We start from the raw sequence: 25,071 nt of genomic DNA, 5'->3' as shown, positions 1-25,071 counted from the left end.
CCATGCCTGCCTTGCACGCCGTGGCAGCCGCCGTTGCCGGTTGCGTCAGCGGCGAAAGCTTTGAGGTACGTGACATCACCTGCCTGGCTGGAGCCTGCCAGCCGGGCAGTATTTTTGCCGCCCTCCCCGGCACCCGGGCCGACGGCCACGACTTCATCCCGGAAGCCCTCTCGCGTGGCGCCCAGGCCATTCTCTCGGAACGCCCGGCTCCACCAGATTTTCCGGCCGCCTGGATTCAGGTGGCCGATGCCCGGCGTGCCCTTGGCCAAGTGGCGGCGCTGCTCCACGGGCATCCCAGCCATCACATGCACGTTATCGGCGTCACCGGCACCAACGGCAAGACGACCACCACTTACCTGCTCTACGAAATCTTCCGCGCCGCCTACGGACACGCCGCGCTGCTCGGCACCATTGAACAGCGCATGGATGATGATCGCCGCCCCTCGCGTCTGACCACGCCGGAAGCCCCGGAAGTGCAGGCCTTCCTGCGACGCGCCTGGGACAGCGGTTGCCGCCATGTCGCTATCGAGGTGTCCTCGATCGGGCTTGACCGGTGGCGCGTCGCCGACATGCGGTTTGCCGCCGCCATTTTCACCAACCTGACCCAGGATCACCTGGACTACCACGGCACGATGGAGCGGTACTTCGACGCCAAGTTGCGGCTCTTTGACGGGCGTAACGGAGAAGTTCCCGGAATTGCCGTTCTCAACACCGACGACGCCCGCACGCCCGACATCATCACGGCCATCAACGGCCGCGCCCGGATTGTGACCTACGCCGTCCACGACCCCGGTGCTGAAGTCCGCCTCGCCCGGCTTGATGTTCACACGCGCGGCATGGCGCTGTCGCTCCACACGCCCCGCGGAATGCTCGATCTGGCCACGCACCTCGTGGGCACGCCTCACGCCTACAACATTCTGGCCGCCACGGCCACGGCGCTGGCGCTCGATGTTCCGACCGATGCCATCCTGGCCGGGGTGACTAAGACGGTCGTGCCCGGGCGGTTTGAAGTGGTCGAAGGCAGTGACGACCATCTGCTGGTAGCCGTGGACTATGCCCACACCCCCGATGCCCTGGCCAACGTGACGGCCACCGCCCGCGAACTGGCCCGCCTCCGCCGGGGACGGGTCATCACCGTGTTTGGCTGCGGCGGCGACCGCGACCGCACCAAACGCCCCCTGATGGCCGAAGCGGCGGCCCAGGGCAGCGACCTCACCATCCTGACATCAGACAATCCACGGCGGGAAGCGCCGGAGCGCATCCTGGATGACGCCGAAGTTGGCCTGCGCGCCGTCGGCAAGCCCTATCACCGGATACTTGACCGACGCCAGGCCATTGCCTTTGCCATTCAAACGGCGCAACCCGGTGATGTCGTCGTCATTGCCGGCAAGGGACACGAGACGTACCAGATTCTCAATCACCTGACCATTCACTTCGATGACCGCGAAGAAGCCCGCCAGGCACTCCGTCGGCTTCGGTCGGACAAAGGAACGCCAATGGAGTAAAGTGCGCGGCCACAACCAGACCCTCATCCCTGCGGAGTACCTGCTGTGACGCTTGCCGACCTTGCCGACCTGCTGGGAATTGCCTGCCCTGAAGGGCTGCGCGCCATCACGCCGGTTGGCTTTTCGATTGACTCACGCACCGTTCACCCCGGCGACCTGTTTTTTGCCATTCACGGAAAACGTTTCGACGCCCATGCGTTTGTGCCGGAAGTCCTGGCGCGTGGCGCCTGCGCAGCCGTCATTCATCGCCCGCTGCCGGAACTGGGACCGGCCGAAGCCGCCCGCTGTCTGCTCGTGCCGGACACGCTCCGCGCCATGCAGGAACTGGCCCGGGCGCTGCTGCACCGGTGGGGACGCCCCATCGTCGGCATCACCGGCAGCATGGGCAAAACGACCGCCAAAGACCTCACGGCGCTGACACTCGCGCCTTACGGACGCATCTACGCCTCGGTGGGCAACCTCAACAACGAATACGGCCTGCCCCTGGCCGTTTTCCAGATGCTTTCGGACGGGCGGCGCATGGCGGACTACGACGTGGCCGTGCTCGAAATGGGCATGAACGAAAAAGGCGAAATCGCGCGGCTGTGCGAGATTGCGCCCCCGGATGTCAGTGTTGTCCTCAATGTCGCCCCGGTTCACATCGAGAACTTTCCCGACGGGCTGGAAGGCATTGCCGCAGCCAAGGCGGAAATCGTCCACGGGCTGAAGCCGACGGGCACGGCCATTCTGAATGCCGACGATCCGCGCGTAGCCCGCATGGCGGCCATCGTTCTGGCGCGGCGGCAGGAACACAGCGGGGCGCAGGTGATGTACTTCGGACGGAACGAAGCCTCCCACGTCACAGCACTCGATGTCACCTCCCGTGGGCTGCTGGGCACGACGTTTACGCTTTCCACGCTGAAAGGACAGGCGGCTGTCGAACTTCCGCTGGTTGGCGAACACCACATCAGCAATGCGCTGGCAGCGGCGGCCGTGGCGACCCACTTCGGTGTCAGCCCGGACGCCATCGCCGCCCAGCTCCGGCTGGCGCAGCCGGGACCCCATCGCGGCGTCGTCCGGCGCTACGCCGGCGGATTTACCGTCGTGGATGACAGCTACAACTCCAACCCCGTCGCCCTGCAGGAAGCCGTGCGGCTGCTGGAGCAGGTGCCCGACGCCAGGCGGCGGATTGTTGTCGCCGGCGAAATGCTCGAACTCGGCGAGCAATCCAGGGAGATGCACATCGCCTGCGGGCGCGCGCTCGCTCGTGCCAGGGTGGACATGCTGCTCGGCGTCGCCGGCCAGGCCCGCGATCTGGTTGCCGCCGCTCAGGCTGAACCAAACCACGGGATGATCACGGATTTCGTTGAAACTGCGTCCGAAGCCGGCCGCTGGCTGGCCAACCGCGTCCAGTCCGGGGATGTCATTCTCATCAAGGGTTCACGGGGGGTACGGTTGGAAACCTGTCTGGAGGCCCTGCCGGCTTAGGCACGCGCGATGCTCTACTACCTGCTCTATGAAGTTCTGCACCTGAAATACCAGGTCTTTGGCCCGTTCCGCGTTTTTGGCTATCCCTCCTTTCGCGCCCTGCTGGCCGCGATGACGGCCACACTCATCTGTCTTCTGCTCGGCGCGCCGATGATTGCCTGGCTGCGCCGCCTCAAATACGGGCAGGAAATCCGGGAAGAAGGCGTCAAGGCGCACCAGGCCAAGAAAGGAACGCCGACCATGGGCGGCGTGCTCATTATCACGGGCATTGTCGCCGGAACGCTCCTGTGGGCCGATCTGAGCAACCTGTACGTCTGGGTGGTCCTGTTTGCCCTGCTGGCGCACGGGGCGATTGGCTTTCTGGACGACTACCTGAAAATCGCCAGGCGGCAGAACCTCGGCCTGCAGGGGCGGTGGAAACTCCTTGGACAGGTGACGACGGCTCTGGTCATCGGGGGCGTTCTCATCGGTTTCGGCAACTATGCCACCTACCTCAGTGTGCCGTTTTTCAAGGATTTCCAGCCCGACCTGACAGCCTGGCTCTATCTGCCGTTTATGCTGCTGGTGATGACGGGCAGCTCGAACGCCGTCAACCTGACGGATGGCCTCGACGGCCTCGCCATCAGCACGACGTTCGTCGTCGCGCTGACGCTCACCCTGCTGTGCTATGTCACAGGTCTGACCGAGCTGGCACTCTACCTCAACCTGCCGCCCAGTCCGCCGGCGCTTGAAGTCACTGTGTTTTGCGCGGCACTGGCCGGCGCAAGCCTGGGGTTTCTCTGGTTCAACGCGCCGCCGGCGGAAGTGTTTATGGGTGATGTCGGCAGCCTGGCCATTGGCGGCTGCATGGGCTGCGTGGCCATCGTCATCAAACAGGAACTGCTGCTGGTCATTCTGGGCGGCGTGTTTGTCATCGAAACGCTTTCCGTCATCCTGCAGGTGAGTTACTACAAGCTGACGAAGGACCCGCAGACCGGCATCGGCAAGCGGATTTTCAAGATGTCGCCGCTGCACCACCACTTTGAACTTACCGGCTGGAAGGAATCCAAAATCGTCTTCCGCTTTCTCATCGTGCAGATTTTCTTTGCCCTCGTCGCCCTGGCGACGCTCAAGCTACGGTAACGATGCCTGCCTTCGACAACACGAACAACCAGAGCTATGCCGGCCGTCACCTCGTCGTGGTCGGCGCTGGCATCAGTGGCATCGGCGCGGCGCGGTTTCTGGCGGCGCGCGGCGCGCAAGTGACCCTCACCGACCAGCGCCCGGCTGAAAAGCTGCCGCCGGAAGTCATCCAACTCCCATCGGAAGGCATTGCCATTGAAGCCGGAGCACATCGCCCGGAAACCCTGCGTGCCGCCGATGAAATTGTGCTCAGCCCTGGTGTCCCTCCGACGCTGGCGGCGCTTCAGCCGGCGCGGGAAGCCGGTGTGCCCATCATTGGCGAAATCGAACTGGCCTTCCGCCACCTGCGCGGGCGCATCGTCGCCATTACGGGCAGCAACGGCAAAAGCACGACGACGACGCTCATCGGGCACCTGCTCGCGGACGGCGGGCTGCCGACCCAGGTTGGCGGCAACATCGGTGTGGCGGCCGTCTCGCTGGTGGAGACCTCACGCGACGACGGCTGGACGGTACTCGAATGCAGCAGTTTCCAGCTTGAAACCGTCGTCACCTTTCGCCCGCACATTGGCGTCCTGCTCAACATCACCCCCGATCATCTTGACCGCCACGGCACGTTTGAAAACTACGTGGCCGCCAAACTCAACATGTTTCGCCGGTTTGACGGTGAAACCTTGGCCGTACTCAATGCCGACGACCCGACGACCCCCCGTGCCCAGGCGCAGCTTGCGACCCAGGGTGCGCCGGTGACGCTCTTTTCAGCCCAGCGGGAACTGGAAGAAGGGCTTTTTCTGCGTGGAAACGATCTGGTGTGCCGTACCCGGCAGGCCGAACGGGTGCTGCTTCACCGCGCCGACCTGCCTCTGCCGGGCCGGCACAATATGGAAAACATCCTGGCCAGCCTGGCTGTCGCCCTTGCCGCTGGCGTCGCGCCGGAAACCGCCCGGACAACCATCCGGGACTTTCGCGGGCTGGAACACCGGCTGGAGTTTGTGGCGGAAGTTGGCGGAGTCCGGTACTTCAACGACTCCAAGGCCACGAATGTGGCAGCGGCCCAGGTGTCCATCGAGGCTTTTCCGTCCGGGCTGCACGTCATTCTTGGCGGCCTGGACAAAAACAGCGACTTTGCTCCGCTCGTGGACGCCCTGGCACCACGGGCGGTTTCGGTGGCGCTCATCGGCGCGGCCGCCGAAAAAATTGCCGCCACCTTTGCCGGACGGCTGCACCAACCCATCACGCGCCATGCCAGTCTGGAAGAGGCCGTTCACAGTCTGGCCCGGCGTGCCCGGCCCGGCGACGTGGTTCTGCTTGCGCCGGCCTGTGCCAGTTTCGATATGTTTGATAACTTCGAGCACCGGGGACGGGTTTTCAAGGCAACAGTCAAGGGGTTGATTTCCGATGTGCAGCGTGAGGCGTCATGCAGCCCAGATTGACTATTTCCACCGTGGTGCCTGTTTCGCGCAACCTGGTGACGTTTGTGGACCCATGGCTGTTCGTCACGACGATTGCGCTGGTGATGTTCGGTCTCGTCATGGTCTATAGCGCCTCGGCAACCCTGGCGCATGAAACCTACCAGACGCAATTTCACTTCGTCCTGCGCCAGGCACTGGCCGCCCTGCTGGGAGCGGGGCTGCTGCTCGGCAGCCTGTGGCTTGGCTACGCACGCCTCGAACGGCCGTGGGTGGTGTATGGGCTGCTGGGCGTCACGGTTGCTCTTCTGGTGCTCGTCCTGCTCCTGCCCCCGGTCCGGGGCACCCACCGCTTCATTCGTCTGCCGGGGCTGATGTTTCAGCCCTCCGAGCTGGCCAAGCTCGCGATGGTGCTCTTTCTGGCCTATTTCCTGAGTCGGAAAGACGCACCGGCGCGCCGTGATCCGCGACAGGTGCTGCTCCCGGTCGGCCTCGTCGTGGGGCTGCTGATGGGGCTGGTTTTTCTGGGGCGGGACTTGGGAACGATTCTGATGATGGGCGGGACGGCCGCCGCAGTGCTTGTCGTGGCCGGCGTGCCGCTCCGCTACCCGGCGCTGGCCGGGCTGCTCTGCTCACCGCTGTTACTCTATGCCCTGCTCAAGGAGCCATACCGCCGCGCCCGGCTGCTGGCTTTTCTTGACCCATGGAAAGCCCCCAGGGAAGAAGGTTTCCAGATTGTGCAGTCGTTGATGGCCGTCGGCAGTGGCGGTGTGTCGGGCGTCGGTTTTGCCCAAAGCCGGCAAAAGCTGTTTTACCTGCCGGAAGCGCATACGGACTTCATCTTTTCCGTCATTGCTGAAGAAGTCGGTCTCATTGGCAGTCTCATGGTTGTCGGGCTGTTCGGCATTCTGGCCTTTCGCGGCCTGCGCGCAGCCTTTCTGGCCCCGGACGACTTTGGCAAGCTCCTGGCGACCGGGATCACCGTTCTGCTCGTGGGGCAGGCGCTGTTCAATCTGAGCGTCGTGTTGAGTCTGGTACCGGCCAAGGGGATTCCGCTACCCTTCATCAGCTACGGCGGCAGTTCGATGATGATGAGCCTGCTGGCGGTCGGCTGGCTGCTGAGTGTGTCGCGGCGCACGTGAAACCGCGTCCACGGTTGGCAAACGGCCACGGTTGGCAAACGGATCGAAAGCCGTACCCGGCCACAGCCAGGGCGAATTTTTGAGAGACAAGAGGCGTGCAGCGTGCGTGTCCTGATGGCGGCCGGCGGCACCGGCGGACACATTTTCCCCGGCATTGCCATTGCCCAGGCGTTCCGGCAACGTGATGCCACCACGGAAGTCCATTTCGTGGGGACAGAACGCGGGCTGGAAAAGAAACTCGTCCCGGCGGCTGGTTTCGAGCTGACGTTCATCCCCTCCGGCGCACTCAACAACGTTTCCTGGCAGCGCCGTTTCCAGAGTCTGGCCGTATTGCCCGTCGGCTTCTGGAAAGCCTGGCAACTCATCGGGCGTTTCAAGCCGGATATTGCCATCGGAGTCGGCGGCTATGCCTCCGGGCTGGCGATGCTGGCGGCGATCATGCGGGGTGTCCCGACCCTGGCCGTCGAAGTCAATGTCCTGCCCGGTCTCACCAACCGGATACTCGCCCGCTTCGTCACCGCCGCCGCCGTGTCTTACCAGGAAACCGCCGCGTACTTCGGGGCCAGGGCCGTCCTGACCGGGACGCCGGTACGCGCCGAGTTTGAGCAGATTCCGCCCCGCCCGGCCGAGGCTCCGCGCCGGCACGTGCTGGTGTTTGGCGGCAGCCAGGGGGCGCAGGCCATCAACCGCGCCATGGCGGAAGCCGCGCCCCGGCTGGCAACGCATCCCGGTTTGCGGATTGTCCACCAGACGGGCGAGCGCGATGTCGAAATGGTACGTGCCGCCTATGCGGCAGCCGGTGTGCAGGCCGACGTACAGCCTTTCATCCACGCCATGGCCGAAGCCATGGCCGCCGCCGATGTGCTTGTCTGCCGCGCCGGAGCCGCCACCATCGCCGAGGTGGCCGCTGCCGGGCGCGCGGCCATCTTTATTCCCTTCCCCCAGGCTGCCGACGATCACCAGCGCCGGAATGCCGAAGCGTTTGTCCGCGCCGGCGCCGGAGAGATGATCGTACAGGCCGAACTGACAGGCGAAAAACTGGCCCGGACGATTCTGGAGCTGCTGTCCGACCCGGCGCGGCTGGCCCGGATGGAAGCCGCCAGCCGGGCGCTGGCGCGACCACACGCAGCCGAACGCACCGTAGATGTTGCGTTCCAGATTCTGCATCGCACAAGATGAGGTGTCATGGACGAGCACTTGCACTTCATCGGCATTGGGGGCAGCGGCATGAGCGGGATTGCCGAAGTCGCCCTCCGGCGCGGCTGGCAGGTTTCCGGGTCCGACCTGGCTGCCTCGGCAGTAACCGCCCGTCTGCAGGCGCTGGGGGTGCAGGTTTTCATCGGGCACGCACCGCACCAGCTCGGCGCTGCCCGGCGGGTTGTCGTTTCCACCGCCGTCAAAGCCGACAACCCGGAGCGGCTGGCAGCCCAGGCCCGGGGCATCCCCATTGTGCACCGGGCGGAGATGCTGGCTGAACTCATGGCGGGCAGGGTGGCCGTGGCTGTCGCCGGTGCGCACGGCAAGACGACGACCAGCGCCATGGTTGCCACGGTACTGCGCGCGGCCGGACATGACCCGACGGCCGTCATTGGCGCGGCTTTTCCCGACCTTGGCAGTGGGGCAAGGGTTGGAACGGGGCCGCACTTTGTCGCCGAAGCCGACGAAAGCGATGGCTCGTTTCTCAAGCTGCCGCGCACCCTGGCGATCATCACCAATGTGGACCGTGACCATCTCGACTTCTACGGTGATTTCGACGCCATCCTGGACCACTTCGTACGCTTTGCCGAGGGCGTACCTGAAACAGGCGTGGTCATTGCCTGCGCTGACGATGCCGGCGTGCAGGCGCTGCTGCCCCGGCTGACCCGGCGCTGTACGCTGTACGGCATCCAGGCGGCGGAAGCCCAGATTCGGGCGGCAGACATTGTTCCCCAAAAGCCCTTCGGCTGGCGCTTTACGGTCTGGCGCGGGCCGGCTTGTCTGGGCCCGGTCCGGCTGCGCGTGCCGGGCCGGCACAGCATCTACAACGCGCTGGCGGCTATCGCCGCTGGACTGGAACTTGGTTTAGACTTCAAAGATGTACAAACGGGTCTGGAAATGTTTGAAAATGTTTCCAGACGGTTCCAAATTCGCGGGGAAAGGAATAATGTTCTCGTCATTGACGATTACGGCCACCACCCGGTTGAGATTGCCGCCGTACTTGATGCAGCGCGCAGCGCCGGACGCCGGATCATCCTGGTGTTTCAGCCGCACCGCTACACGCGGACACAGCATCTGTTTGCTGAGTTCGTAACGGTGCTGCGGGAGGCGGATGTGGTTTGTATCGTGGATATTTACCCGGCGGGCGAAACGCCCCTGCCCGGAGTGACATCGGCGGCGCTGGCGGCGGCGGTACATGCGGCGGGACATCCCGCCGTGCAGGCCGTTGGTGCGCTCGACGCGGCTCTGCCGGCCGTCACAGCGCAACTTCGCCCCGGCGATGTGCTGTTGACCGTAGGGGCAGGCAATGTCTGGCAGCTTGGTGAAAGGTTTTTGCAGGATGCCCAGGTCTGTTGAGGAAATCTGTGCTGAACTCGATGTCGCGGCCCGCTTTCACCAGCCGATGCGCCACCTGACTTCACTGCGCACGGGTGGGGAAATCGCCTGTGTGGCTTTTCCCGACACGCCGGAAAAAGCGGCCGCCCTGGTGGCCAGGCTGGAAGAACACGGTTTGCGCTGGAGTCCGCTGGGCTACGGCACCAATCTCCTGGTGGCGGATGGGCCGCTCGACCGCGTTGCCATCAGCCTGCGGCAACTCAAAGCGCCCGTGGTGTTTGAGGGCTGTCAGGTCAAAGCGCCGGCCGGTTACAGCCTGCCCCGGCTCGTCAACCAGTGTGCCGACCGGGGATTGTCCGGGATCGAAGGGCTGGCGCCGATTCCTGGCAGCGTTGGTGGCGCCGTGAAGATGAACGCCGGCTCGCATGGCTATGAAATTGCCGATGTCATCGTCTCGGTGGATGTCGCCCGCGATGGGCACGTCGTGACGCTGCCACGCGAGACGCTGGATTTTGCCTACCGTCACTCTCCATTTACCGAACGGGACCTGATTCTGGGGACGACACTTCAACTCCGGCCCGGCAACCCGGAGGCCAGCCGGGCCGAAATTGCGGAGTACCGTCGCCACCGGGCAGCGACGCAACCGGTCAGGGACAACAGCGCCGGTTGCATTTTCAAAAATCCGGGGCCGGGGCTGGCCACCGGGCGCATCATTGACGAACTTGGCATGAAAGGTGAAACCATTGGCGGGGCAACCATTTCCCCCCTCCATGCCAACTTCATTGTCACGAACGGGTCAGCACGGGCAGCCGATGTCTTTGCCCTCATTGAGCGGATTCGGTCACGTGTACGCGAAGCACGTGGCATTGAACTCGATATGGAAGTCGAAGTCTGGGAGTAAGGACGTTCCCGGATTGAAGCCGTCAGGAGTCGTAACGTGTCGGTGGCTCATAAACGCACAACCCGCCAGGTCCTACCTTCCCGTCGTGAACAGACGCGCGAGGCGGCGGCCATCCGTATCCCGCGCACGCGGCAGGGAGCGGTATGGGAGCAACTTTATGCCTGGCGGACCGGCATCCTCTGGGTTGTGCTGCTGGTTGGGCTGAGCAGCCTTGGGCTGGCCATGACGCGGTCATCGCTGTTTCTGCTGCGTCAGGTGGAAGTCACCGGCTGTCAGCCGCCGGTTGCGGAGGACATCGAGCGCCTCGTCCGCCAGCAGTCCACCGGCTCCCTGCTGACGGTCTCGCTCCCGACGCTGCGGCAGAACCTGGAAAGCCTGCCCCGGGTGCGGCAGGCCCGGATCGTACGCATTCTGCCGGACACCCTGCGGGTGGTGATTGAAGAGCGCAAACCGTTCGTTCTCGCGCAGATGGCCGAGCGGAGCGGTCTTGTCTGGCTCGATGAAGAAGGTGTGGTCATTACGGTTTATGACCCCGACACGGATGGCGAGCCGCCGACCTTGGCCGTTGGCTTTGCGTCGGACCGCGATGCGGCCGGACGCCGTGAAAACCGCGAGCGCCTGCAACTGTACCGCAACCTCACCTGGGCGCTTGATGCGGCTGAGCCACGCCTTTCCGAACGTATCGAATCCATTGATCTGTCCCGTCTTCAGGACGTGCGCGTTCAGCTTCGCAACAGCCGCATTGTCGTCGGACTGGGCCGGGAGGACTTCCGGGAACGGCTGCTCCATGCATGTGAAATCGTGGATGCGCTTCAGCGCCGCGACACCTCCATTCTCGAACGCATGCGCTTCTCCGACCCGCGCATCTTCGAGAAAGCGCCCTATCTCAAGACAGTGAACATGGTGAGCGCCAGACAGGTCAATCTGGAGTTTGACGAGCGCCTGCCCGCGCCCCCCGCGCGCGCGACGGCTGGCGGCAACAAGTCCACGCCCCCCCCGAAAGCCCCCCCCCAATCCACACCCCGCCCAACGGGTTCGGCAGCGCGGAGGTAGCACCCAACATGGCACGCGCCACCCCCTACCTGGCCAGCCTTGACCTTGGCTCGACCCGTACCCGTCTGGTTATTGCCACACCGGTGCCGGATCGGGCGCGCTGGACGGTGGCCGGCTATGGCGATGTCCCCTCGAAGGGCATCCGCAAGGGGGTTGTGGTCAGCATCGAGCAGGCCGAGGAAACCATCCGCCAGTGCCTGACGGAAGCCGAAAGGATGGTTGGCTTTGGCATTGACACGCTCCGCGCCAGCCTGTCGGGGCTTCATGTGCGGAGTCTCAACGGACACGGCGTGGTGGCCGTGTCCAACCGCAACCGGCAGATTACGGCCACGGACATCCAGCGGGTCATCGAACAGGCCAGCGCCGTCAACCTGCCGGCCGACCGGGGGATTGTCGAGGTCCTGCCCCAGGAATTCGTCGTGGACGAACAGGACGGGATCGGCGACCCCCTCGGTATGTTGGGGATGCGGCTCGAAGTTACCGTACATATCGTGACTTCGCCGGTCACGGCATCGCAAAACATCGTGACAAGCGCCAACCGGCTGGGTATCATTGTCGAAGACCTCACCCTTGGTTCCCTTGCGGCTGCGACAGCCACCCTTACCGAAGAAGAACGTGAATATGGGACGGCCATCGTTGATATTGGCGGTGAAATCACCAGCCTTGCAGTGTTCCAACGCGGGGCGGTGCGCCACACGGCGATGTTCGGTATTGGGGGCACGCATTTCACCAACGATATTGCGGTTGGGCTTCGTTCATCCGTTCCTGAAGCCGAGCGCATCAAACAGTCTTTTGGATGCGTTTTCTCTCCGCTTCTACACCCCAACGAGCGACAGGAACAACTTGCCGTTACTGCGTCCGGCGGACGTTCACGGATGCTCTCGCGTCAGGTGCTCTGCGAGATGCTTCAGCCACGGGCAGAGGAGATTTTCAAGGAAATCCAGGAGAACCTTCAGAAGGCGGGTTTCGAGAAAAAATTGTCCAGCGGATTGGTTCTGACCGGCGGTGGCAGTCTCTTGTCCGGAATTCCCGAACTGGCCGAGCGGATGCTTGATCTTCCGGTTCGGATAGGCACTCCAGCCGGGCTGGACGGTATCAGTGAAGAACTCAGCCACCCTGAATGGGCAACGGCTATCGGTCTTATTCTTTCGAGCATTCGTCCACGCGCCAACCACCATTTGCGACAGCGGGAAACAAGCTGGCGCCACTGGCTGGCAGGAATAAAAAGTTTCTTTTCTTCGCCGAATTCGGCGCGCTGAATATAGTATTTTCTTTACCAGGAAGACGGTTCCCGATCCAGGTTACGGGCAGGAGGCACTTATCCCATGGGAGCAGAGAACAAGCGGTCATCGAGTCCACCCCCAGTGAGGTTTGAATTCGTGGAAAATACCATCTCAAAAGGCGCAAACATCAAGGTCATTGGCGTGGGCGGCGGCGGCGGCAATGCCGTCAACCGCATGATTGAGTCCGGTATCGAAGGCATCTCCTTTTTGGTGGTCAATACCGATCTGCAAGCCCTCAGCATGTCGAAAGCCCCGGTCAAGATTCAGATTGGCAGCAGGCGGACCCGCGGCCTGGGGGCAGGCGCCGACCCGGAAGTGGGCCGGGAGGCTGCCCTGGAAGACACGGAAAAAATCATTGATGCGCTCGAAGGCGCGGATATGGTGTTCATCACGGCCGGCATGGGTGGCGGCACGGGCACCGGCGCCGCGCCCATTGTGGCCGGACTGGCCAGCGAACTGGAGATTCTGACCGTGGCCGTCGTCACCAAGCCCTTCGGGTTTGAAGGCCGCCGCCGGATGCAGAACGCCGAAAAAGGCATCCGCGAACTTCACGAGTGCGTGGACACGATCATCACCATTCCCAATGACCGCCTGTTGACGACCGTTGATCGCAATACCTCGCTGGCGGATTCCTTCCGCATGGCAGATGACGTGCTGCGCCAGGCCGTGCAGGGCATTTCCGACCTCATCACGGTGCCGGGCATGATCAACCTCGACTTTGCCGACGTGCGCACCATCATGCGCGGCTCCGGCATTGCCCTGATGGGCACGGGACAGGCCTCCGGCGAAAATCGCGCCATTCAGGCCACCAATGCCGCCATTGCCAGCCCGTTGCTTGAAGAAGCCTCCATCGAAGGGGCCCACGGGGTACTGGTCAACGTCACCGGTGGCAGCAACCTCACCCTCCACGAAGTCAACGAAGCGACCTCCATCATCCAGAAAGCGGCGCACCCGGAAGCCAACATCATCTTCGGTGCGGTCATTGACGAACGGATGCAGGATGAGATGAAGATTACGGTCATTGCGACCGGATTCGACCAGGCCGCCCAGGCGGCCAACCAGCCACCGGCGACTACCGTGGTGGCCGGCAACGTGGTTTCCGTGCCTTCGTTCGGGCGCATTGCGCCGGCCTCCGAACGGGTGGCGCCTGCCGCCGAAGCGGACCTTGACGCACCAACCTTTTTGCGCCGGAAATCCGAATAGCCTTCTGGAAACCGGCCTGCGCCGTTGAGGCTTACGGCGCGGGCCGGTTCCGGGACAGGACGCGGAAGGTACCCTGCTCCGAAACCCACACCGGAGTGAATTCTTCATACCCGGCCGGACGCTGCTGAAGCTTTCGCTCCAGCTCATCCCCGCGCCCAACCACCAGCCATGTCACCGTGGATGGAATGGACGTTTCCAGGCTGTGCCACTCCGCACGCCCCTCGTGCAGGATGTGGGCGTAAGACAATCCGCCCTGGGCGATAACAGCAGACAGCTCACCAGCAAATAGGGCGACACAGACGCCCGCTTGTCGCCTTTTCAGAGACTGTAGGGCTGGATCAGACTGGAGAAACTGCGCCAGCGCCCGGCGCTCACACCCAAGCGGCGCAAACTGCGCCCGGTAGGCTTCCTGAAAGACGGCGAGCTGATAGACGCCATCCCGCAGCCACCACAGCGATTGCCCGACACACACCAGCCCCATACCAACGGCCACCCAGACCGGCTGCTTTGGGAAGCGGGCGTGCAGGCAGGCCACACCCAACCCGATACCAACGGCCAGCGCCGGCAGCGCCGCCAGTCCATAGCGGTTGTTCAAAAACAGCGGATAGATCTGGATGTTGCCGGAATACAGGCTGTAGCCGGTAAAGAGCGGCGGCAGCCAGAGCCACCCCAGAACCGCCAGCGTTGGCATATCAAGCCAACGGGCGCGAAAGGCCGTCACGGACTGTCCGGCCAGACCCAGCAGGCCGAGCAGTGTCGTGGCCGGCGTGGCGCAGATGACGACGGTTACCGCCAACACAAGGCCGGCATAAAGCGGCTGCCCGACCACGAAGCTCAGGTAACTCAGTTCATCCCGGTGGCGCGCAAAGTAGCCCCGCGCCGAGTAGGTTCCTTCGAGAAACTCCAGCGGCCGCCCGTAGATGGCCCAGTTGTGCCAGAGCCAGTACCCCACGCCCGCGCCCACGATACCCGTCCACAGTCCCACATCGGCCAGACGCGCCCATCCACGGCGGGGGGAAGACCAGAGCACCCAGAGCATACCGGCTGGAAGCAGAATCCAACCCTCATAGCGGGTCAGAAGCGCACCCAGGGCACAGAGCGCCGCCAGGACAAGACGATCACGCCGACCGTGCTGCGTCCAGTCGTGCATCCACCATGCGCTGCCCAGCCAGGTGGCGAGAAACAGCGGCTCGGTCAGCGGTGTGGTCTGGATGTAGAGCAGCGAAGGGTTGAGCGCAAAAGCCAGCCACGCCACCAGCGCGGACGGCAGCGAGCGGGTCAGCGCCGCCGCAAGCTGAAACACCACCGTTGCCGCAGCCACAAAGGCGAGGCAGGAAATGAGGCTGCCGGCCAGCCCGGTGCGCCAGAGGGTATCGGAAAGGGTCAGCGGTGCAGCCAGCACATGCGGCAGCGGAAGCCACGGGCTGCCCAGTTGCATGTAGCGTTCCCACCAGGTCGTTCCCGGCGGGACATCCACCAGCTTGCGGGCAATGGCCAGGTGGGCCTGGCCGTCGCCATACAGATTTGTCCAACCGTGGGCATAAACCCACGCCAGGGTCAGCCCACCGATGAGGACCGAACCCGGTGCGATGAACCACACCGGGCGATGGCTGGCCCGGCTGGAGGCCGGGCTGGAGCTAGACGGCGCATTGCCGGCGGACGCGCTCCCAGTCGAAGACCTGGCGGGCGCGGACGTTCTCCCTCGCCACGGCCAGCGCCGAGACCAGGTCGTCCTCGAACATGTTGGGTTGGAAGGTTGGAGAAGAGGATCGGTCACGCCGGACCAGATGTTGCGCCAACCTGGTGGCAGGTGAAAGGGGCGCTTGTGATGAATCGGCGACAGACGGCTCAAGAATGGGCTTGTCAGTCATGGTGAGTTTCCTCCTGGCGAACATCGTTGGCCGACGCCACGGTGGTCGTGAGGAAACTACCGGGCGTCAGGACGTGGAATGAGGCGATAGGACAGGTCGCGTGCGAATGGCAGTCATCCTCCATAAACTGCAAAAGATGGCGACTGGCTCAATCAGCCGTCAGGTATCGTAGGCCGCACCGGTCAGACTGGCAAGGGCCCGGCCGGCAGCCAGGGCGTTATCAGCAGCGGCCGGGCCGTCTTGACCCTCCCCCATGGCGATGGTAGCGTCCCTGCCCTTGCAGCGTCAGCATCCTTCCGGTTTTCAAGGCTTTTTCACGCATGTCCGCCGAACTCCGCCAGTCACCACTCGATGCCATACATCGCGCGCTGGGGGCGAAAATGGTGCCCTTTGCCGGGTGGACCATGCCGGTTGAATACGGCGGGCTGGTGGCCGAGCACCTGGCCGTACGTACAGCGGTGGGCATCTTCGATGTCAGTCACATGGGGGAAATCCTCATCCAGGGACGCGATGCCCTGCGCTTCGTGCAGTATGTGACCTGCAATGACGCGGCGCGCCTTGTGGACGGACAGGCCCAGTACTCCGGGCTGCTCAACGAACGTGGCGGTTTTGTGGATGACATTCTGGTGCACCGCCTGGCGGAAGACAGCTACTTTCTCTGCGTCAATGCGGCCAACACAGCCAAAGACGCGGAATGGCTGCGCGGACACGCAGCGGGCTTCGAGGTTGACATTCGCGATGTCAGCCACGAATACGCCCAACTGGCCGTCCAGGGCCCCCGCGCCGTGGCGCTGGTGCAAAGCCTCACGGTGGAGGACATCACCGGTCTGGGCTACTACCGGTTCCGGCGCGATGTCGTCATCGCTGGCATCACGGCGCTCGTGGCGCGCACCGGCTACACGGGCGAAGATGGCGTCGAAATCTACTGCGCGCCGACCGATGCGGAGCGGCTGTGGAAGGCGCTGACCGAAGCCGGCAATCCGGTGCCCTGCGGCCTTGGCGCCCGCAACACGCTGCGGCTCGAAGCCAGAATGGCCCTCTACGGTCACGAAATTGACGACACGACCACGCCGCTGGAAGCCGATCTGGGATGGATATGCAAACTCTCCAAGGGTGACTTTCTCGGACGCGATGCCCTGCTGCGGCAACAGGCAGCCGGACTGACCCGCAAGCTGGTCGGCTTCGAGGTGGAAGACCGCGTGCCGGTACGCGACGGCTACCCGCTGGTGGCCGACGGGCAGGAAGTCGGGCGCGTCACTTCGGGCAGCCCGTCGCCCTTTCTCAGGAAAAACATCGGACTGGCGTATCTTCCAATTGACAAGACGGCGGTGGGGACGCAAGTGTTTGCCATTGTGCGCGGGCGCGAAGTCCCCTGCCGCATCGTCCCAACCCCTTTCTACAAGCGTCCCGGATAGCGAGGCGCACTACACACTTTGGCGAGGATTTTCATGGCGAACTATCCCGACGAATTGCAGTACACCAAGGACCACGAGTGGATCCGTATCACAGGCGATACCGGGCGCGTGGGCATCACCTTCTACGCCCAGGACTCGCTGGGTGATGTCGTGTATGTGGATTTGCCAAAGGTCGGCACGACGGTCAAAGCCAATGAACCCTTTGGCTCGGTTGAGTCGGTCAAGGCTGTCAGCGAGCTGTTTTCCCCGGTTTCCGGTGAAGTCATCGAAGTCAACACCAAACTGGCCGATGCGCCCGAACTGGTCAACACCTCACCCTACGACGAAGGCTGGATGATCGTCATCAGGCTCTCCAACCCCGGCGAAGTGGATGCCCTGCTGAGCGCCGCCGAATACGAAGACTTCATCAACGAAAAATGACCTTCGCCGACCCGACCGGATGAACCCACTCCGGTCGGTCGGCGCAAGTCGGGGCTGATCCCAAGGCTGCCCCCAAAGCGGTTCAAAATCATGCGCTACATCCCGAACGCGACGCCCGATGAGCAGGCGGACATGCTGGCCTCGATGGGCGTCTCCAGCATTGCCGAACTGTTCCGGGGCATTCCCGAAGACCTCCGCCTTCAGCGCCCGCTGAACCTGCCGCCGATGGCCAGTGAAGCGGAGCTGATGCAACTGATGGAATCCCTGGCCGGGCAGAATCGCCTGCCACAGCATTCCTTTCTGGGCGCCGGGGTCTATGACCACGTGCGCCCCCTCATCATTGACACCCTGGTGTCGCGGTCGGAGTTCTACACGAGCTACACGCCGTATCAGCCGGAAATCAACCAGGGCACGCTCCAGGCCATCTTCGAGTACCAGACGTTCATCTGCCAACTGACCGGGATGGAAGTCTCCAACGCCTCGATGTACGACGGGGCCACGGCGCTGGCTGAAGCGTTGCTGATGGCGGCGCGCCTGACGAACCGCTACCGGGTCGTGCTGTCGGAAGGCATCCACCCGGAATACCGGGCGGTGTGTGAGACCTACGCCCGGCGGGCGGGGATCGAACTCGTCCTGGCGCCGCTCTCCGAAGCCGGAACGACGCTGCCCGTCGAGGCGCTCGTCAATGATGCTACGGCCTGTGTTGCCGTGCAGTCGCCCAACTTTTTCGGCTGTATTGAAGACCCCGCGCCACTGGCAGCAGCGGCCCAGAAACACAAGGCGCTGACGGTTGTCACGGTGGCGGAAGCCATGTCGTTGGGGCTGCTCGTCGCGCCCGGCACGGTCGGCGCGGACATCGTCGTGGGCGAAGGACAGTCTTTCGGCGTGCCACCGGCCTTTGGGGGGCCGCACCTGGGCTTTTTCGCCACCCACGAACGCTTCGCCCGCCAGATGCCGGGCCGCCTGATCGGTCAGGCCTATGATGCCGAAGGGCGCCGGGGCTTTGTCATCACCCTTGCCACCCGCGAGCAGCACATCCGGCGCGAAAAAGCCACCTCGAACATTTGCAGCAACGAAGGTCTGTGCGCGCTCGTCGCCAGCATCTTTCTGGCAACGGTCGGCCGGCGCGGTCTGCAGGAACTGGCCCAGCGCAACCTTCAGAAGGCCGCTTATCTGAAAGGCGTTCTCACGGCCATCCCCGGCATCACCCTGACCTACCGTGCGCCGGTCTTCAACGAATTCGTCATCCGAACGCCCCTGCCGGCCGCGCAACTCGTGGAAACGCTGCTGGAAGACGACATCCTGGCCGGGTTGCCGTTGTCGCGCTATTTCCCGGAGCGTACACACGAGTTGCTCGTTTGCGCCACGGAAAACACCTCGCGCGCGGCCATGGATGCGTTTGCCGCCCGGCTGGCGCAGGTCTGCGGTGGCTGAAACGCCTATGCGGACGTTCGACGACCTCATCAAACCCTCGGTGCGGCGGCTTCAGGCCTACACCCTGACGCCGCACCGCGTGCCCATCAAGCTCAACCAGAACGAAAACCCGTTTGGCATCCCCCCGGCCATCGTGGCGGAAACCCTCCGCCGGGTTGCCGGGCGGGACTGGGCGCGGTATCCCGACTTTGTTCCCACCGAACTGCAAACCGCACTGGCCCGGTTCGCCGGCTGGCGGGCGGATGGCGTCGTGGTCGGCAATGGCTCCAATGAAATCATCCAGGCGCTGCTGACGATCCTCGTTGCTCCTGGAACGCCGGTCGTCCTCAGTGAGCCGACGTTCACCGTTTACCGTCTGATGGTTGAAGTTCTGGGCGGCACGGTGGTCAACGTCCCGCCACGCGCCGACTTCAGCTACGACATCCCGGCCATGCTGGAAGCCGCCCACCGGACGTGCGCCGTGGCCGTGATCCTCTGCTCGCCCAACAATCCGACCGGCGTCACCGTTGACGAGCCGGCGCTGCGCGCCTTCCTGACGGACTTTGATGGCTTCGTCGTCGTGGACGAGGCCTACCATGAGTTCTGTCAGCAGAACTTCGTCCCGCTGCTGTCTGATTTTCCCCGGCTGGTTGTGCTGCGGACGTTTTCCAAGGCCATGGCCATGGCCGGGCTGCGGATTGGCTACGGGCTGATGGCGCCCGAACTGGCGACTGAACTGGGCAAAGCCAAACTGCCCTACAACGTCAACTTCTTTTCGCTGGCGGCAGCGCAGGTGGCCGTCGAAATGTATGCTGACGAGCTGCGGCCGCTCGTTGAGCGCATCATCCACGAACGGGCGCGTGTCAGCGCGGCGATGGCGTCCTTTGACCGTTTCCGGCTGCTGCCGAGTCAGGCGAATTTCCACCTGCTGCATACGCCCCACGTTCCACCCAGGCACCTGTTTGAAGCCCTGCTGGCCCGGGGCGTGCTCATCCGGGATGTCAGCCGGTATCCGCTCCTCAGCGAATACGTCCGGTTCAACATCGGCACGCCGGAAGAAAACGACGCGCTGCTGGCCGCTTTGCAGGCCGTTCACCCGGAAGCCGCCACCTGAGACGGGCCGGCGGCACAGGTTGACGACGCACATTGGGCACGGCATTTCCGCCAACTTCCAACTTCGCCATGGGTATCCGCGTTCTGGAAGCCGGGCTGTACACCACGGTTCAGGATGCCGGGCGGAGTGGGCAACGACGCTGGGGCATCGGGCGCAGCGGCGCACTCGACGGACTGGCAGCTTCCCTGCTCAACATCCTGCTGGGAAACCCATTGGAAGCGGCCCTGCTGGAAATGCACTTTCCGGGGCCGCGCCTGCGTTTTGAGCAGGCGACGGTCATGGCCATTGGCGGCGCGGACTTTGCCCCGACCCTTGACGGACGACCACTCGCCAACTGGCAGCGTTATGCCGTCCAGCCTGGACAGCAGCTTGCCTTTCGTCAACCCCGCCGTGGACGCTGGGCCTACCTGGCCGTCGCTGGCGGCCTGCATACGCCCCGCTGGCTGGGCAGCGCCAGCATGAACCCCTTTGCCGGGCTGGACGGCCTCCTTGGACGACCGCTGCGCGCCGGAGATGAGATTCCGCTGTCTCCCGGTCTTCCAACACCGGCGGCGGGACTGGCGCTGGCGCACCGGACCCGGCCGGAGTACGTCACCGACGACACCCGGCCGCTTCGCGTCCTGCCCGGCGCGGAATTCCACGCCCTTGACCCGGACAGTCAGGCGGCGCTGTTTGATGAAGCCATGACGATTGGCGCGGACTCCAACCGCATGGCGACGCGGCTGGAAGGCGTCCGCCTGCGTCTGGCGTACCCTGTGGAACTGGTATCTTCGGCCGTTGCCTGCGGGAGCATCCAGCTCCCACCCGATGGCCGTCCGGTGGTGTTGCTCGCCGACGCTCAGACCATCGGCGGCTATCCGCGTGTGGCGCACATCATCACGGCCGATCTGCCGGATTTCGTCCAGCGCCGGCCCGGTCAATCCGTTCGCTTCCAGCCAACGACAATTGTGGAAGCCGAGCGCGCCGCAGCTACGCAACGTCAACGGCTCAGACAACTGGCAACCGCCGTCGCCCTTACCGGCACAGCCAGAACAGTCCCAGAACGATGAGATGGGATGGCCACAGCACAGCCGCCACGCGCCACTGCCAGCGAATGACGGCGTAGTTGTCCGGCAGGCCGTAGAGTCCGACCGGCAGCAGGTTGAAGTTGGCCGCCATGGGCGTGCAGAGCGTGCCGCAACTGCCGGCCGTCAGCCCCAGTATGGCCACCAGTGCCGGGTCCAGCCCAAACGGTGCGACGACCAGCGGGACACCGATGCCGGTTGTGATGACAGAAAACGCCGCAAAGGAATTGCCAACCAGCGCCGTAAAGAGCGTCATGCCGAGAAAATAGGCGACGGCCGCCCCTGGCAGGCTGCCCGGCGGCACGATCCGCTGCACCCCGTCGGCCAGCAGCGTTCCCACGCCGGCCGCCGTAAAGAGCAATCCAAGGGATGCCAGCAGTTGGGGCAACAGATGCAGCGGACCGATGTCCTCGGTCAACTGCCGTCCGGCGGCCAGCGCCGTCGGCCACGAAAAACGTCCAACGACAAGCGCCACGCCGACGGCAACGAGGCCCCCCAGCGCCAGCCCGACCACCGCGCCCCGCCCGACTTCGCCGCCGGCCAGCGCCGTCAGGCCGGCCAGCACGAACGTGACCGTGGGAATCGTCAGTACCGGCCACAGTGCGCGCCAGCCCGGAGCAGAAATTTCACCGGACGGCGCCGGTATTGCCTGGGCCGGGGTTGCCTGGGTACGCACGCCACCCGCCGCCTCGACGGCCACCAGCCCGACGACGAGCAACCCGGCCACCCAGTGCGGAAGCCACGCGCCAAACCCAAACAGCAACCCCAGCGTGAACCAGTAGGCTGCCGCCAGCATCCGCCGGGCGCGGCGACAGTCACAGGCAATCTGTACGGCGTAGCCCCACAGCAGCGCGCCAATGAGCGCAAAAGCCGCTTCCAGAGTGGCCGGATGACCAACCAGCCGGGCCAGAACGGATGTTCCCTCAGCCATGGCGGGTATCCTGCGGCGCAGTGGCGTGGTCAGCCGTCTCGTCAGGTCGTTGCCCAAGCTGCCGCTCCAGCCATACGAACTGCACGGCCGCCACGCCAAGCGACACCGCTACAATGGGAATCGCGTACAGTGCCAGACGGACGACATCCACCGGATACCCGGCGCCCTTCATCACCCCGGCCACGAGCAGACAGCCGGCCGAGGCCGGAAACAGGTTCTGGCCGAAAAAGTTGCCGTAGTTTTCGGCTGCCGCGACCGCGGCTTTGGCTGCGCCCTCACCGGCCGGCGAGGGCAGCACGGCCGTGGCCATCGGCGCGACAATCGGCCGCCCGAAGGTGACGTGCCCCTGCAGGCGCAGCCCCAACGCCCCCATCGCCACCCGTGCCATCTGAAAACCGATGAGCAGCCGCGCCAGGGAAACGCCCGTCAGCCGTCCCATCAGACGCCCCATGGTCGTGTGCAGCCCCATGCGTTCGGCCAGACCGACCGCCGGCAGCGTCAGCAGATAGAGCGTGATGACGCGGTTTTCCACAAAGGCTTTGCCCAGGGTATCCAGCATGCCCGGCTGCGTCTGATGGCCCACCAGCGGCATCCCGGCCAGCCATGCCGTCAGACCTCCCGCACTGAGCACAACGGGCCCTGTCGGCCACCGCCGCGCCAGACCGACGACGAGCACGCCCACACCGAGCAGTTTCCAGACCGGCCAGCCAAGCCAGGTTTCCATTGGGTCACTTCTCCGCCCATTCAGTGGACATTCAGGGATAGAGCCGCGTCAGGGCAATCCCCGTGTAAAAATGCTTCAGAATCTGCTCGTGGGTGTAACCTTCCACCGCCAGCCCGTAAGCCCCGACCTGGCACATCCCGACGCCATGCCCCCAGCCGCGTCCGATGAACCGGACGCCTGTCAGCCGCCCGGCAGCATCCCGCTCGTGCAGGATGACAAAGAGATTTTCCCGGATGCCAAGCGCCGAACGTATCTTGAGTCCGGTCAGGGTGCTGGTCCCGGCTGCGCCGACGACCTGGAGACGCGCCACCCGCCCCGAATCGCCGCGCGCCAGCGGCTTCAGCTCGCGGATGTCGCCCACATTGACGCCGGCTTTGGAAAGCTGTGCCTGAAGTTCAGCCGGGGAAAGCCGTACTTCCCACCACGAAAACGGCGAAGTCCGGTCGCCGGTGGCACCGTTGCGCACCGGCGAAACTTCGAGATAGCGCACCCGCCCATCCTGATCGGCATACAGGCGCACGGTCTCGCCACCGATGATTTCGACCCGCTCGACCGGCAGGCATTCGCCGCCAAAGGTACGGAACAGGTAGGCGTCCGGCGCGACCGTCCAGCGTTGCTCATCCTTTCCCTTGCCCAGGCGTACCGTCAGCGCCGTGCCGTCGTAGGGCCGCGCCGTGCCGCTCTGGAGCGCCGGGATGCCCCGCGCCAGCAGTGTCCGGGCCAGCAGACCAAGGGCGACGCCACGGGTCAGCGGCCGCCCGGCATTCAGCAGCGCCGTCGGGCGCAGGATGTCTTCACGTACCAGGTAGGCCAACGCCGGCCGTACCTCTGGCGGGAAACGTTCGGCTTCCGTGCCCAGCCAGTAGCGGGCATCTTCCGGCGTGACCAGACGGGCGGGCGACTCCGCGCCATAGAGCGCCGCCAGCAACGCCGGCACAAAGCCCTCCAGCCGCAGCACCGTCCCCGTGGGACGCTCACCCGGCCCGGCCGTCGCCAGCCGCGCCGCCCGGTTGAGCCAGAGGGTGACTTCACGGGCAGTTGCCGGAGTGGTGAAGTATGCCGCGCCGGGCCGTTCCGGCAGGGTGAAACCGAGAACGCGCAGCAGGGCCCAATCCCGTGCCAGCAGCCGCACCTCCGGGTCCTGCCAGTGCTCGACACTCTGGCTGGAAACGATCCACCGCCCGGCCCGCACCTGGGGAAGAGGAGCAACCAAGACGCTTTTCAGGTACGGCTGCGGTGCGCCAAAGACGTACTCGGAGCTTTCCGTACGCCCGCCGGAAGTGGAAGTGTAGAGGGCATCTATCGGTTCGCCGTGGTAGGTGGCCACGATGCCGCGTGTTTCCAGCACCGCGCGGTCCGACAGCGGATGCTCCGAACCCTGCCCGCGATAGACCTGCGAAGCCGCCGTCGGCAGCAGGTCATAGCCTTCGGCGGCATACTTGCCGCGATTTTTCAGGGCATAAGTGCGGGCGGCAATCGCCTGGGCCTTGAGGGCTTCGAGGTTGGAAAACACCGTCGGCGACAGTTCATTGGGAACGACGCCGCGCAGGTAGGCTTCCAGCGGCACGACGTTGACGACGGTCAGGCGTCCGCGCCGGTTGAGGAAAACCTCGATGCGTCCCCGGTAGGACTGGCCCGAAACCTTGAGCGGCGCGCGTTCTTCCTCCAGAGCCGTGAAGGTGCAGCGTTGTGCGCCGCGCAGCAGGGAGCTTCCGCCTTCGGCCGTCACGCCCAGGCGCGGAAGAGAAGCTCCCGGAGCTGCGTCGCGGGTGATGACCGGACGGCGAAACCCGGCGTTGACCACACTCACCATGAGCGCCTCGGCGTCTTCCGGCGCGGCACAATCCCCGACAACGACGACATACGCCTGCTCACGCGCGTCATAGCGCGTCGTTACCGGCCCGGCGACCTGCTCGCGCAACCGGACAACCGCTGCCGCGGCCGCTTCACGGGACCGGAACGACGCGACTTCAACGCGGTAACGCTCCGACCCGCTGCCCGGCGCGGGGCGGGTCCCGACTTCAAGCTGCACCGTGGCCTTTCCGGCCGTGATGGGCAGTACGTCATCGGTCTGCTCCCCGGTAGAACAGGCCATGGGCCCTTCACAGGTTACGGTGGCGAAGTCGGCGTTCGTGGTCAGCGCAATGCGGATTTCCGGCTCGGCAATGCTGGCAGCAGACCCGGCCGGGATACCAACCCGCCGGGGGCGCGTCACCTGCCCCGGCGCGGACAGCGGTCCTGACAGATACGCGCCGAGAAGCGCCACCAGCGCTAACCATGCCACCTGGCGACAGAACACATGCAGCATTTCCAAAACGGCAGCAATAGAAACCAACAACCCTGGAAAACGGTGAGACAGACTGTTGTAGCACGGCCTGATGCGGGGCTGCACGTGCACGTGCGCCACAGGAATGGGGAATGAAGGGTTCCTCTCCGCGGCGAGGTCAGTCGTCAGCCTGATTCCCGTCTGAGCAGGACAAGGGCAGTCCGGCAGAACGGCCAAAG

The 25,071-nt window shown here is 64.5% G+C and carries 21 protein-coding genes; 16 read left to right on the top strand and 5 right to left on the bottom strand.

Annotation, left to right across the window (positions count from 1 at the left end):
- The first annotated feature begins 2 nt into the window (after positions 1 to 2).
- The 11 genes from J8C05_RS03130 (at position 3) to ftsZ (ending at position 13,614) form a co-directional block, all read left to right on the top strand.
- A complete protein-coding gene (locus J8C05_RS03130) occupies positions 3 to 1,505 on the top strand; it encodes a UDP-N-acetylmuramoyl-L-alanyl-D-glutamate--2,6-diaminopimelate ligase (protein ID WP_211422747.1) in 1,503 nt (500 codons plus the stop codon).
- A gap of 45 nt (positions 1,506 to 1,550) precedes the next feature.
- Positions 1,551 to 2,972, top strand: a complete 1,422-nt coding sequence (locus J8C05_RS03125; RefSeq protein WP_211422746.1) for a UDP-N-acetylmuramoyl-tripeptide--D-alanyl-D-alanine ligase — start codon at positions 1,551 to 1,553, stop codon at positions 2,970 to 2,972.
- A gap of 9 nt (positions 2,973 to 2,981) precedes the next feature.
- Positions 2,982 to 4,094: a phospho-N-acetylmuramoyl-pentapeptide-transferase gene (gene mraY, locus J8C05_RS03120; RefSeq protein WP_058866580.1), complete on the top strand. Its 1,113-nt coding sequence runs from the start codon at positions 2,982 to 2,984 to the stop codon at positions 4,092 to 4,094.
- Between the two features lie 2 nt (positions 4,095 to 4,096).
- On the top strand, positions 4,097 to 5,524 hold the full coding sequence (gene murD / locus J8C05_RS03115) for a UDP-N-acetylmuramoyl-L-alanine--D-glutamate ligase (RefSeq protein WP_211422745.1): 1,428 nt from the start codon (positions 4,097 to 4,099) through the stop codon (positions 5,522 to 5,524).
- 11 nt (positions 5,525 to 5,535) lie between these two features.
- On the top strand, positions 5,536 to 6,642 hold the full coding sequence (ftsW, locus tag J8C05_RS03110; RefSeq protein ID WP_211422744.1) for a putative lipid II flippase FtsW: 1,107 nt from the start codon (positions 5,536 to 5,538) through the stop codon (positions 6,640 to 6,642).
- A 102-nt stretch (positions 6,643 to 6,744) separates the two neighbouring features.
- Entirely contained in the window at positions 6,745 to 7,821 is a 1,077-nt protein-coding gene (gene murG, locus J8C05_RS03105; protein ID WP_211422743.1) for an undecaprenyldiphospho-muramoylpentapeptide beta-N-acetylglucosaminyltransferase, read from the top strand.
- Between the two features lie 6 nt (positions 7,822 to 7,827).
- Positions 7,828 to 9,195 (top strand): UDP-N-acetylmuramate--L-alanine ligase, encoded by a 1,368-nt coding sequence (gene murC, locus J8C05_RS03100; RefSeq protein ID WP_211422742.1) that lies wholly within the window; start codon positions 7,828 to 7,830, stop codon positions 9,193 to 9,195.
- Positions 9,179 to 10,075, top strand: a complete 897-nt coding sequence (gene murB / locus J8C05_RS03095) for a UDP-N-acetylmuramate dehydrogenase (RefSeq protein WP_211422741.1) — start codon at positions 9,179 to 9,181, stop codon at positions 10,073 to 10,075. The genes murC and murB overlap by 17 nt, the downstream gene beginning before the upstream one ends.
- 42 nt (positions 10,076 to 10,117) lie before the next feature.
- The gene (locus J8C05_RS03090; protein WP_211422740.1) at positions 10,118 to 11,128 is read left to right on the top strand and encodes a cell division protein FtsQ/DivIB; all 1,011 of its coding nucleotides are present in this window, start codon (positions 10,118 to 10,120) and stop codon (positions 11,126 to 11,128) included.
- An 8-nt stretch (positions 11,129 to 11,136) separates the two neighbouring features.
- On the top strand, positions 11,137 to 12,387 hold the full coding sequence (gene ftsA / locus J8C05_RS03085) for a cell division protein FtsA (RefSeq protein WP_211422739.1): 1,251 nt from the start codon (positions 11,137 to 11,139) through the stop codon (positions 12,385 to 12,387).
- A 120-nt stretch (positions 12,388 to 12,507) separates the two neighbouring features.
- A complete protein-coding gene (gene ftsZ / locus J8C05_RS03080; RefSeq protein ID WP_459543834.1) occupies positions 12,508 to 13,614 on the top strand; it encodes a cell division protein FtsZ in 1,107 nt (368 codons plus the stop codon).
- Between the two features lie 31 nt (positions 13,615 to 13,645).
- Here ftsZ and J8C05_RS03075 read toward each other — a convergent pair whose 3' ends face one another.
- Both J8C05_RS03075 and J8C05_RS03070 read right to left on the bottom strand, forming a co-directional pair.
- A complete protein-coding gene (locus J8C05_RS03075; RefSeq protein WP_211422738.1) occupies positions 13,646 to 15,214 on the bottom strand; it encodes a glycosyltransferase family 39 protein in 1,569 nt (522 codons plus the stop codon).
- A 37-nt stretch (positions 15,215 to 15,251) separates the two neighbouring features.
- Positions 15,252 to 15,485 (bottom strand): hypothetical protein, encoded by a 234-nt coding sequence (locus J8C05_RS03070; protein ID WP_211422737.1) that lies wholly within the window; start codon positions 15,483 to 15,485, stop codon positions 15,252 to 15,254.
- A 320-nt stretch (positions 15,486 to 15,805) separates the two neighbouring features.
- Here J8C05_RS03070 and gcvT point away from each other — a divergent pair, with 320 nt between their 5' ends.
- The 5 genes from gcvT (at position 15,806) to J8C05_RS03045 (ending at position 20,896) form a co-directional block, all read left to right on the top strand.
- Positions 15,806 to 16,900, top strand: coding sequence for a glycine cleavage system aminomethyltransferase GcvT (gcvT, locus tag J8C05_RS03065; RefSeq protein ID WP_211422736.1), 1,095 nt, complete (start codon positions 15,806 to 15,808; stop codon positions 16,898 to 16,900).
- Positions 16,901 to 16,933: 33 nt separating this feature from the next.
- Positions 16,934 to 17,320: a glycine cleavage system protein GcvH gene (gene gcvH, locus J8C05_RS03060; RefSeq protein WP_058866590.1), complete on the top strand. Its 387-nt coding sequence runs from the start codon at positions 16,934 to 16,936 to the stop codon at positions 17,318 to 17,320.
- Positions 17,321 to 17,410: 90 nt separating this feature from the next.
- The gene (gene gcvPA, locus J8C05_RS03055; RefSeq protein WP_211422735.1) at positions 17,411 to 18,754 is read left to right on the top strand and encodes an aminomethyl-transferring glycine dehydrogenase subunit GcvPA; all 1,344 of its coding nucleotides are present in this window, start codon (positions 17,411 to 17,413) and stop codon (positions 18,752 to 18,754) included.
- A 7-nt stretch (positions 18,755 to 18,761) separates the two neighbouring features.
- The gene (hisC, locus tag J8C05_RS03050; protein ID WP_211422734.1) at positions 18,762 to 19,847 is read left to right on the top strand and encodes a histidinol-phosphate transaminase; all 1,086 of its coding nucleotides are present in this window, start codon (positions 18,762 to 18,764) and stop codon (positions 19,845 to 19,847) included.
- 68 nt (positions 19,848 to 19,915) lie between these two features.
- The gene (locus J8C05_RS03045) at positions 19,916 to 20,896 is read left to right on the top strand and encodes a 5-oxoprolinase subunit C family protein (RefSeq protein ID WP_211422733.1); all 981 of its coding nucleotides are present in this window, start codon (positions 19,916 to 19,918) and stop codon (positions 20,894 to 20,896) included.
- Here the strand turns inward: J8C05_RS03045 and J8C05_RS03040 are convergent.
- The 3 genes from J8C05_RS03040 to J8C05_RS03030 are packed head-to-tail and all read right to left on the bottom strand — an operon-like array spanning position 20,862 to position 24,850.
- Complete coding sequence (locus J8C05_RS03040) at positions 20,862 to 21,842, bottom strand: 5-oxoproline transporter, DUF979 family subunit (RefSeq protein WP_211422732.1); 981 nt, start codon at positions 21,840 to 21,842, stop codon at positions 20,862 to 20,864. The genes J8C05_RS03045 and J8C05_RS03040 overlap by 35 nt on opposite strands.
- Positions 21,835 to 22,566, bottom strand: coding sequence for a 5-oxoproline transporter, DUF969 family subunit (locus J8C05_RS03035; RefSeq protein WP_211422731.1), 732 nt, complete (start codon positions 22,564 to 22,566; stop codon positions 21,835 to 21,837). The genes J8C05_RS03040 and J8C05_RS03035 overlap by 8 nt, the downstream gene beginning before the upstream one ends.
- A gap of 31 nt (positions 22,567 to 22,597) precedes the next feature.
- The gene (locus J8C05_RS03030; protein WP_211422730.1) at positions 22,598 to 24,850 is read right to left on the bottom strand and encodes a SpoIID/LytB domain-containing protein; all 2,253 of its coding nucleotides are present in this window, start codon (positions 24,848 to 24,850) and stop codon (positions 22,598 to 22,600) included.
- Positions 24,851 to 25,071: the final 221 nt, after the last annotated feature.

Source organism: Chloracidobacterium sp. N, assembly GCF_018304765.1.
Lineage (GTDB): Bacteria > Acidobacteriota > Blastocatellia > Chloracidobacteriales > Chloracidobacteriaceae > Chloracidobacterium > Chloracidobacterium aggregatum.
Note: the sequence above shows the minus strand (reverse complement) of the source record. Positions and strands in the feature narration are given on the sequence as shown.